This window comes from Sphingomonas bacterium, from assembly GCF_903644135.1.
Classification (GTDB): Bacteria; Pseudomonadota; Alphaproteobacteria; order Sphingomonadales; family Sphingomonadaceae; genus Sphingomonas.
In genome coordinates this window covers 1-9,194 of the sequence record NZ_CAHJXA010000086.1, presented here as the reverse complement: position 1 = coordinate 9,194, position 9,194 = coordinate 1, and the positions used below count along the sequence as shown (strand labels likewise).

Below are 9,194 nucleotides of genomic sequence, written 5' to 3'. Positions count from 1 at the left end.
CGCCGGGGAAGTGCCGGTTGGCGCGGTGGTGATGCGCGGCGGCGAGGTGATCGCCCTCGCCGGCAATGCCCCGCGGACATTGTGCGATCCGACCGCCCATGCCGAGATCCTGGCCCTGCGCGCGGCGGCGGCGGCGCTGGGCCGCGACCGGCTGGAGGATTGCGACCTGTGGGTGACGCTGGAGCCATGTGCGATGTGCGCCGGCGCGATCGCCCATGCCCGCATCGCCCGGCTCTATTATGCCGCGCCCGATCCCAAGGGCGGCGCGGTCGAGCATGGCCCGCGCCTGTTCGCGCAGCCGACGGTCCATCACCGGCCGGAAGTCTATGCCGGCATCGCCGAGGCGGAAGCGGCGGCGTTGCTGCGCGCCTTCTTCGCCGAGCGGCGGTCCTGATCGCAAAGCCGCATTGCCCCCCGCACGGAAGCGCGGCACAAGGGAGCCGCACCGATGGCGCCGCTCCCTCCCTTCCCCTGGATCGACGTCGTCATCCTGCTGGTGCTGATCGCGGTCAACGGTGTCTTCGCGATGAGCGAGCTGGCGATCGTCTCGGCGCGCAAGGCGCGGCTCGAGGCGATGGCGCGGGCGCACCCCCGCCGCGCGCGCGGCGCACAGGCGGCGATCATCCTTGCGGCCGATCCGGGCAAGTTCCTGTCGACGGTGCAGATCGGCATCACCCTGATCGCGGTCGTCACCGGCGCGTTCTCCGGCGCGAGCCTGGGCGAGCCGGTTGCGGCGCGGCTGGCACGGACCGGCCTCGCCCCGGACACCGCGCACGATGTCGGCATCGCGTTGGTCATCGGCCTGACCACGATCGTCTCGCTGATCGCGGGCGAGCTGATCCCCAAGCAGGTCGCGCTGCGCAATCCCGAGCCGATCGCGGCGACGATGGCGCTGCCGATGCGGTGGCTGGCGATCGGCACCGCGCCCTTGGTCTGGCTGCTCGATTCGACCAGCGGGCTGTTCTTCCGCCTGCTCGGCCTCAACCGCACCAACGAGGATCAGGTCACCGCCGAGGAGCTGCAGCTGATCGTCGCCGAAGCGTCGAAGTCCGGCGTGATCGAGGAGCATGAGCGCTCGATCATCTCCGGCGTGGTGCGGCTCGCCGACCGGCCGGTACGCGAAGTGATGACGCCGCGCACCGACGTCGACTGGCTCGACTGCTCGCTGTCGGCCGACGACATCCGTACCAAGCTGCTGGAGAGCCCGCGCACGCGGCTGCCGGTCGGCGACGGCTCGATCGACGCGGTGGTCGGCGTCGTCCAGGCGCGCGACATCGCCGCGGCGCTATTCCGGGGACAGCCGCTCGACCTCAAGGTATTGATGCGCAAGGCCCCGGTGGTGATCGACCAGATCGACGCGATGGACGCGCTCGACGCACTGCGCGGGGCGGAGGTGCCGATGGCGCTGATCCACGACGAATACGGCCATTTCGAGGGGATCGTGACCCCGGCGGACCTGCTCGCCGCGATCGCCGGCGAGTTCGCCAGCGACACCCATCCCGACGAGGACCCCAATGTGGTCGAGCGCGACGATGGCAGCCTGCTGGTCGCGGGCACGATGGCGGCCGATGCGCTCGCCGACCGGCTCGGCATCGACCTGCCGGAGGACCGCGACTATGCGACCGTCGCCGGGCTGGCGCTGGCCTCGTTCCGGCACCTGCCGCAGGAAGGCGAGAGCTTCGTCGAGCAGGGCTGGCGGTTCGAGGTGGTCGACCTCGACGGGCGACGGATCGACAAGCTGCTGGTGAGTGGGATTTAGGCGGTATGAGCGACGGGCAGGATGCGGAAGCCTTGTTGGCGGCGGTCACGGCCGAGGAACCGCTCGCCCGCCGCCTGGAGCTGACGCTCCGGCCCGATCCGGAGCGCACCGTGCTGCGGCCGTTCGATCTCGCGACCGCCGCCGATCGCGGCGACGGTCATGACGGCCGCCTCAACCGCGTGCTGGCGCAGGTGCGTGCGATCGACGAAGCGCATCTCGACCTGGCGCTGCGCTTCACCGACCAGCGGCTTGACGGCCGGCACCGCGACGCGCCGGCGACGCTGCGCCGCAACGCCTTGGCGGCGGCCGAACTGGTGCCTGGCGTGCGCGATCTCGACGACCGCCGCCAGCTGCTGTTCGGGGGCTATGTCACGCAGGAATATGCGTTCGAGGCGGCGGCGTTGTTCAACCCCAGCGTCATGCTCCATCCGCGTCAGGACAAGGTCCCCGAAGGATCGGTGCGGCTCATCACATCGCTGCGCGGGATCGGCGAGGGACATATTTCGTCGATCACCTTCCGCGCGCTGCTCTGGGACGGCGGCGAGCAGCTGAAGCTGGAGGAGCACAGCAAGATCGCGGTGTCGCCCAAGATCGAGGAACATCCCGACGGAGGTGCGCAGATCACCTTCACCGATAGCCGGCACGCCTCCGAAAGCGTGCTGTTTCCCGTGTTGCCGAGCCAGGCGCGCGGGCTGGAGGACATGCGCCTCGTCCGGCTAGTCGAGCCGGACGACAGCATCCGCTATCTCGGCAGCTACACGGCGGTCGGCACCGACGGATCGCAGCTGCAGATCATGGAAGGCCATGATTTCGACTGTTTCGACCTGTGGCCGATCACCGGCGAGATCGCCGGAAGCAAGGGCGGCGCGATCTTTCCGCGGCGGGTCGACGACAAATACCTGATGGTCAGCCGGCAGGACGGCGAAAGCCTGTGGCTCGCCGAGTCGGACGATCTGGTCGCCTGGACCGTCCGCCAGCAGATCATGACGGCGCGCTACGCCTGGGAGTTCGCCCAGATCGGTAATTGCGGCTCGCCGATCGAGCTGGACGAGGGCTGGCTGCTCCTGACCCATGGCGTGGGGACGATCCGCAACTACACGATCGGTGCCTGCCTGCTGGATCGCGACGACCCGGCCAAGGTGCTCAAACGCCTACCGAGACCGCTGCTCCGCCCCGAAGAAGCGGGGCGCGACGGCTATGTCTCGAACGTCGTCTATAGCTGCGGTGGAGTGGTCAAGGATGGCACGCTGCTGCTGCCCTATGGTGCCGCCGACTCTTATACCGGGTTCGCGATCGTCGACGTCCAGCGACTGCTCGCGGCAATGGAGTGACGGTGCCGCAAGGGGTCGGCTGACGACGTCAGATCCTGACCTCGGTGCCGATCTCGACCAGTTGCTGCGAGGGAATGCAGAACGAGCTGCCGGTCGGGGCGGTGTTGCGCTGCATGGAGATGAACAAGGCCTCGCGCCATGGGGCCATGCCGCGGATGCCGGCATCGGCGATTACCGTCTCCCGGCCGATGTAATAGCTGACCTCGTCGAGTTCTGCAGCCGTGAACAGGCCGGCACAGGCCAGCCCCTTGGGGATCGCCACATCGTCCATGAACCCGAAGCGCAGCACCACCCGGTCGATATCGGGGGCCAGCCGGGTGACGGTGGCGCGCTCGGCATCGGTGACGAACGGCCTGTCGGTCATCGTCACCGACACCAGCGCAAGCCGCTTCTGCAGCGCGCGATTGTGGCGGACATGGTGGGTCATCGCCAGCGGCACGCCGGTCGGCGCGGCGCTGAGGAACGCGCCGATGCCGTCGCTGCGGCAGGGCGCGGCCTCGTCGAGCTTGGCGAGGAACGCCGCCTCGTCCTCGCGCAGATGGGCGCGCGCCTGCTCGATCAGCCCGACGCCGGTGCGCCAGGTCAGCATCAGGAACGCGATCACCCCGGCGATGAGCAGCGGGAACCAGCCGCCCTCCAGCAGCTTCATCGCGTTGGCGGCGAAGAACACCAGGTCGAGCAGGAAGAACCCGCCATTCACCGCCACCACCAGCACCGGGTTGTAGCCCCAGCGGATCGCGATCAGCGCCGCCAGGAAGGTCGAGATCGCCATCAGCCCCGACACCGCAATGCCGTAGGCGCCCGCCAGCGCGTCGGAGGAGCGGAAGATCAGCACCGCCGCCAGCGTCCCCGCCGCCAGCAGCCAGTTGGCGAGCGGCAGGTACACCTGCCCTTCCTGGTCGGCCGCGGTGTGGCGGATGTCGAGCCGCGGCAGGAAGCCGAGCTGGATCGCCTGCTGGGTCAGCGAGAACACGCCGGAGATGATCGCCTGGCTGGCGATGACCGTCGCCGCCGTCGCGAACAGCACCAGGGGATAATGCGCCCAGTCCGGCGCAAGCCCGTAGAACGGGTTGTCGATGGCACGGGGATCGACGGCGATCAGCGCCGCCTGCCCCAGATAGTCGAGCACCAGCGCCGGCAGCGCCACCGCGAACCAGGCGAGCCGGATCGGAAACCGGCCGAAATGGCCCATGTCGGCGTACATCGCCTCGCCGCCGGTCACCGCGAGGAACACCGCGCCCAATACCGCGAAGCTCACCTTGAGCGGCGCGTGCGCCACGAACCCGATCGCGCGGGCCGGATCGAGCGCGTCGAGCGCGGCGGGATGGCGGACCAGCGCTCCCACCCCGAGCAGGGCGACGATGCCGAACCAGGCCAGCATCACCGGCCCGAAGATCCGGCCGATGAACCCGGTGCCCTTCGCCTGAACCAGGAACAGCGCGATGAGGATCGCGACGGTGATCGGCAGCACCGCCGGACCGAGATGCGGCGCATCGACCTTCAGCCCCTCGACCGCGCTCAGCACCGAGATGGCGGGCGTGATCGCGCCGTCGCCATACAGCAACGCCGCACCGACCAGGCCGAGCAGCAGCAGCGCGGCATGGCGGCTGCGCGGGGCGGCATCGCGCGCGCCCAGCAACGCCAGCATCGCCACCACCCCGCCCTCGCCATGATTGTCGGCACGCAGGATCAGCACCGCGTATTTGACCGAGACGACGAGCACCAGCGACCAGATGATCAGGGAAGCGACGCCGACCGCCGCGACGCCGGCATTGCCGCCCGCCGCCTGGACCGCGACCTTGAAGGCGTAGAGCGGACTGGTGCCGATATCGCCATAGACGATGCCCAGCGCCGCCAGCCCCGCCGCCATCGACGACCGCTGGAAAAGCCGCCGCCCGCTCCTTGGTCGCTGCACGTCCATCGGCCCCTCCTGTCAGACCACCGAACGCACAGCCTCGCCGTCCGCCGCATCGGTGCGGACGATGACCGTACAAAGCCCCGATGCGTCGGGGCGTCACTCCACCCAGTCGAGCCCCAGGTCGCGATAGACCTCGCGATCCTCGTCCCAACCCGGCCGTACCTTGACGTGGAGATAGAGGTGCACCGGCCGCTCCATCAACGCCGCCAGCTCGGTGCGGGCGCGCTCGCCAATCGCCTTGATGCGCGCGCCGCCCTTGCCCAGCACGATCGCGCGCTGGGTTGGGCGCTCGACCATGATCTGCTGGTGGATTTCGACAGAGCCGTCGGCGCGCTCCTCATAGCGCTCGGTCTCGATCGCGCTGGCATAGGGCAGCTCGGCGTGGAGCTGGAGATATAATTGCTCGCGCGTCACCTCCGCCGCCAGCGCCCGCTCGGTCGCGTCGCTGACCTGATCCTCCGGATAATGCCACGGCGCCGCCGGCATCGCCGCGGCAAGCGCGTGCTTCAGTTCGGCCACGCCGTCGCCGGTCTGTGCCGACACGAAGAAGGTCTCGGCGAAGCGGAGCTGCGCGTTGAGGCGCTCGGCATGGACGAGGAGCTTGGGCTTGTCGGCGAGGTCGACCTTGTTGAGGACCAGCCACAACGGCTCGCTTCGGCCCTGCAGCGCCTCGACGATCCGCTCCACCTTCTCGCCCAGCCCGCCCTTGCCGTCCACCACCAGCACGAGGAGGTCCGCGCCCTCGGTCCCGCCCCAGGCTGCCGCGACCATCGCCCGGTCGAGGCGGCGTTGCGGCGCGAAGATGCCGGGCGTGTCGACCAGCAACAGCTGCGCCTCCTCCTCGATGGCGACGCCCATCCGGCGGGTGCGGGTCGTCTGTGCCTTGGGGCTGACAATCGCGACCTTCTGGCCGACCAGCGCATTGACCAGCGTCGACTTGCCCGCGTTGGGCGCGCCGACGACGGCGACGAGGCCGCAATGCTGGGTCACGCCACTTTCTCCAGCAACGCCTTTGCGGCCGCCGTCTCCGCCTCCTGCTTGCTGCTGCCGCTCGCCTCGGCGCTCAGCCGGCCGACGGCGACGGCGACGGTGAAGACCGGTGCGTGGCCGGGGCCCGAGCGGTCGCGGATGCTGTATTCGGGGCTGGCGCGACCCTTGGCGGCGGCCCATTCCTGCAGTGCCGATTTGGGGTGCTGCGGGGCCTTGCCGGCGCGGGTGACGCGATCGCCCCAGGCGGCGCGGATGAAGCCGCGCGCGGCGTTGAGCCCCGCCTCGCGGTACCAGGCCCCGATCAGCGCCTCCGTCACGTCGCCCAGGATGTTGTCGCTGTCGGTCGCGCCGTCGTCGCGCGCCTGCTTGCCCAGACGCAGATGATCGCGCGCGCCGATCGCCCGCGCTATGTCCGCGCAGACCGGGCCGGTGACGAGCGCGTTAAGCCGCTTCGACAACTGGCCCTCCGGCTCGTCGGGGAACAGCTCGAACAGCCACTCCGCCATAACCAGGCCGAGCACACGGTCGCCAAGATATTCCAGCCGCTCGTAATTGTCGGACGACAGGCTGCCATGGGTCAGCGCCTGCTCATAGGGCGCGATGTCGGCGGGAGCGCGGCCGAACGTCGCTGCCAGCCAGTCGGCGAGATCGCCCGGACGCTCGCTCAGAACCCTTCCCCGATGCGGCTCCAGCGCGCGGCACTCGCCCAGGTCCATGGCTTTACCCAGCTCGCCGAGCCGTCGGTCGAGAAGAAGCTGACCTGCGCCTTGCCCTCGATCCGCTCCAGCGGGACATAGCCCATGCCGGCGGGCGGGGCGAAGCGGCTGTCGGCGCTGTCGTCGCGGTTGTCGCCCATCAGGAACACGTTGCCGGCGGGAACGGTGTAGAGGTCGGTGTCGTCGCGGTCGGCGAAATAGCCACGGTCGAGCACGTCGTAGCTGCGCCCGCCGGGCAGCGTCTCGCGATAGCGGCGATAGCGGCAGACCGGCCGGCCGGCATCGGTGTCCTGATACTGCGCGTCGCAATGGTAGTTGGGCGTGACCGGGATGACGAAGTCCGCCACCCGCGCCTTAGGGATGGCGACGCCGTTCAGGATCACCTGCCCTCGCCGCACCTGGATGGTATCGCCGGGCAGGCCGATCACCCGCTTGATGACGTCATGCTCGTCGGGGGCTGGCGGCGAGCGGAACACCACCACGTCGCCGCGCTCCGGCGTGTGCGGCAGGACGCGGCCGGGGATCAGCGGCCAGCCCCAGGGCAGCGACCAGCGCGAGAAGCCGTAGTTCCATTTGGTGACGAACAGATAGTCGCCGATGAACAGCCGCGGCAGCATCGATTCCGACGGGATCGAATAGGGCGCGAACACGAACGAGCGCACGATCAGCACGATCAGCGCCAGCGTGAGCAGGAAGCGCAGCGTCTCGCTCGCTTCGGATCGGGGAGTGGCGGGGGCGGACTTGGCCATGGGATGCGGACTCGCCTATGGCCGCGCCAAGGTCAAGCCGGGGGAGCCATGCGCCCCGCCGACCGTTGCGCCTGGCAGGACGGATAGAGGAACGGGACGATGAGCGACTGGTCGGCGATCGAGGCACTTCCCCAGACCAGGCTGACCGAGCTGTTCGAAGCCGATCCCGAGCGGTTGGGCCGGTTCAGCCTCGACCTTGCCGGCATCCATTTCGACTGGAGCAAGACGCACCTGACGCCCGAGCTGGTGACGGCGTTCGCGGCGCTGGCGACCAGCCGCGATCTCGCGGCCAGGCGCGACGCGCTGTTCGCCGGCGAGCACGTCAACGTCACCGAGGACCGGCCGGTCACCCACACCCATGAGCGCGGCGAGGGCGCGGCGGAGATCGTCGCGGTCGCGCGCGGCTATCACGACCGGATGCGCCAGCTGGTCGACGCGATCGAGGCGGGCGCGTTCGGCCCGGTCAGCCACATCCTCCATGTCGGCATCGGCGGCTCGGCGCTGGGGCCGCATCTGCTGGTCGATGCGCTCGGCCGCGAGGCGGGGCGCTATGACGTCGCGATCGTCTCCAATGTCGACGGCATGGCGCTGGAGGACGTGTTCGGCGACTTCGACCCCGCCGCGACGCTGCTGCTGGTCGCCAGCAAGACCTTCACCACCACCGAGACGCTGATGAACGCCGACAGCGTCATCGCCTGGATGACGGAGGCCGGCGTCGAGGATCCCTATGGTCGCGTCGTTGCCCTGACCGCGCAACCGGACAAGGCGGTCGAGTGGGGCGTCGACGAGACGCGGGTGCTGCCGTTCAACGAGGGCGTCGGCGGGCGTTACTCCTTCTGGTCGTCGATCGGCTTTCCCGCCGCGCTGGCGCTGGGCTGGGACCGGTTCGAGGAGATGCTGGAGGGCGCGGCGGAGGTCGACCGCCATTTCCGCCTCGCTGCGCTGCACGAGAACGCGCCCGCCCTCGCCGCCTTCGCCGACCTCTATTACACCCAGGTCCGCCACGCCGAGACGCGCGCGCCGTTCGCCTATGACGAGCGGCTGCGGCTGCTGCCGAGCTACCTCCAGCAGCTGGAGATGGAGTCGAACGGCAAGGGCGTGACCGTCGATGGCCAGCCGCTGGGCCGCCCCTCGGCGGCGATCACCTGGGGCGGGGTCGGCACCGACGCGCAGCACGCGGTTTTCCAGCTGCTCCACCAGGGCACGCATCTGGTACCGGTCGAGTTCATCGCGGTGATCGAGCCGGGCGATACGTTGCCGGAGGAGCATCATCGCGCGCTCCTCAACAACGCCTTTGCGCAAGGCGCGGCGCTGATGAAGGGCAAGCAGGCCGATGACCCTGCGCGCAGCTACTCGGGCGACCGGCCGTCGTCGACGCTGCTGCTCGACCAGCTCGACGCGCGGACGTTGGGGGCGCTGATCGCGTTCTACGAGCACCGCGTGTTCGTCAACGGCGTGATCCTCCAGATCAACTCGTTCGACCAGTTCGGCGTCGAGCTGGGCAAGGAGATGGCCAAGGCGGCGGAGAAGGGGGGCGGCGACTTCGACCCTTCCACCACCGATCTGATGAAGCGCGCGTTCGGATGAGGCTAGGGATTGCCGCCCTGCTGGCCGGGCTCGCGGCATCGCCGCTGCTCGCAGCGCCGGCGACGGTCGCCGGCATGAGGAACGCCCGCCGCGTCTTGATCGTCGCCGCGCCGACCGCTGCCGACCCACGCCTCGGCGAGCAAA

8 protein-coding genes are annotated in these 9,194 nt (G+C 69.7%); 4 read left to right on the top strand and 4 right to left on the bottom strand.

Annotated features, from left to right (window positions below):
- From HUU96_RS06505 to HUU96_RS06495, 3 genes are all read left to right on the top strand, one after another.
- Nucleotides 1-394 (top strand): nucleoside deaminase (locus HUU96_RS06505; RefSeq protein WP_174292025.1); only part of this gene is annotated, 394 nt, incomplete at its 5' end.
- A gap of 54 nt (nt 395-448) precedes the next feature.
- Nucleotides 449-1,759: a hemolysin family protein gene (locus HUU96_RS06500; protein ID WP_174292024.1), complete on the top strand. Its 1,311-nt coding sequence runs from the start codon at nt 449-451 to the stop codon at nt 1,757-1,759.
- A gap of 35 nt (nt 1,760-1,794) precedes the next feature.
- Nucleotides 1,795-3,090 (top strand): glycosidase, encoded by a 1,296-nt coding sequence (locus HUU96_RS06495; RefSeq protein WP_254605056.1) that lies wholly within the window; start codon nt 1,795-1,797, stop codon nt 3,088-3,090.
- Nucleotides 3,091-3,118: 28 nt separating this feature from the next.
- On the opposite strand, the gene HUU96_RS06490 is transcribed toward HUU96_RS06495, so the two are convergent.
- The 4 genes from HUU96_RS06490 to lepB form a co-directional block, all read right to left on the bottom strand.
- Complete coding sequence (locus HUU96_RS06490; RefSeq protein ID WP_174292022.1) at nt 3,119-5,011, bottom strand: potassium transporter Kup; 1,893 nt, start codon at nt 5,009-5,011, stop codon at nt 3,119-3,121.
- Between the two features lie 93 nt (nt 5,012-5,104).
- Nucleotides 5,105-5,998: a GTPase Era gene (era, locus tag HUU96_RS06485; RefSeq protein ID WP_174292021.1), complete on the bottom strand. Its 894-nt coding sequence runs from the start codon at nt 5,996-5,998 to the stop codon at nt 5,105-5,107.
- Nucleotides 5,995-6,714: a ribonuclease III gene (gene rnc / locus HUU96_RS06480; RefSeq protein WP_174292020.1), complete on the bottom strand. Its 720-nt coding sequence runs from the start codon at nt 6,712-6,714 to the stop codon at nt 5,995-5,997. The genes era and rnc overlap by 4 nt, the downstream gene beginning before the upstream one ends.
- Nucleotides 6,663-7,463, bottom strand: a complete 801-nt coding sequence (gene lepB / locus HUU96_RS06475) for a signal peptidase I (RefSeq protein WP_174292019.1) — start codon at nt 7,461-7,463, stop codon at nt 6,663-6,665. The genes rnc and lepB overlap by 52 nt, the downstream gene beginning before the upstream one ends.
- A 99-nt stretch (nt 7,464-7,562) precedes the next feature.
- Between lepB and pgi the strand changes: the two genes are divergently transcribed.
- Nucleotides 7,563-9,050 (top strand): glucose-6-phosphate isomerase, encoded by a 1,488-nt coding sequence (gene pgi / locus HUU96_RS06470; RefSeq protein WP_174292018.1) that lies wholly within the window; start codon nt 7,563-7,565, stop codon nt 9,048-9,050.
- Nucleotides 9,051-9,194 lie beyond the last annotated feature (144 nt).

What these genes read in the sequence shown, in the direction of transcription:
- HUU96_RS06500 (WP_174292024.1), top strand. Translation starts at nt 449, where the DNA reads ATGGCGCCGCTCCCTCCCTTCCCCTGGATCGACGTCGTCATCCTGCTG.
- HUU96_RS06490 (WP_174292022.1), bottom strand. Translation starts at nt 5,011, where the DNA reads ATGGACGTGCAGCGACCAAGGAGCGGGCGGCGGCTTTTCCAGCGGTCG.
- rnc (WP_174292020.1), bottom strand. Translation starts at nt 6,714, where the DNA reads ATGGACCTGGGCGAGTGCCGCGCGCTGGAGCCGCATCGGGGAAGGGTT.
- lepB (WP_174292019.1), bottom strand. Translation starts at nt 7,463, where the DNA reads ATGGCCAAGTCCGCCCCCGCCACTCCCCGATCCGAAGCGAGCGAGACG.
- pgi (WP_174292018.1), top strand. Translation starts at nt 7,563, where the DNA reads ATGAGCGACTGGTCGGCGATCGAGGCACTTCCCCAGACCAGGCTGACC.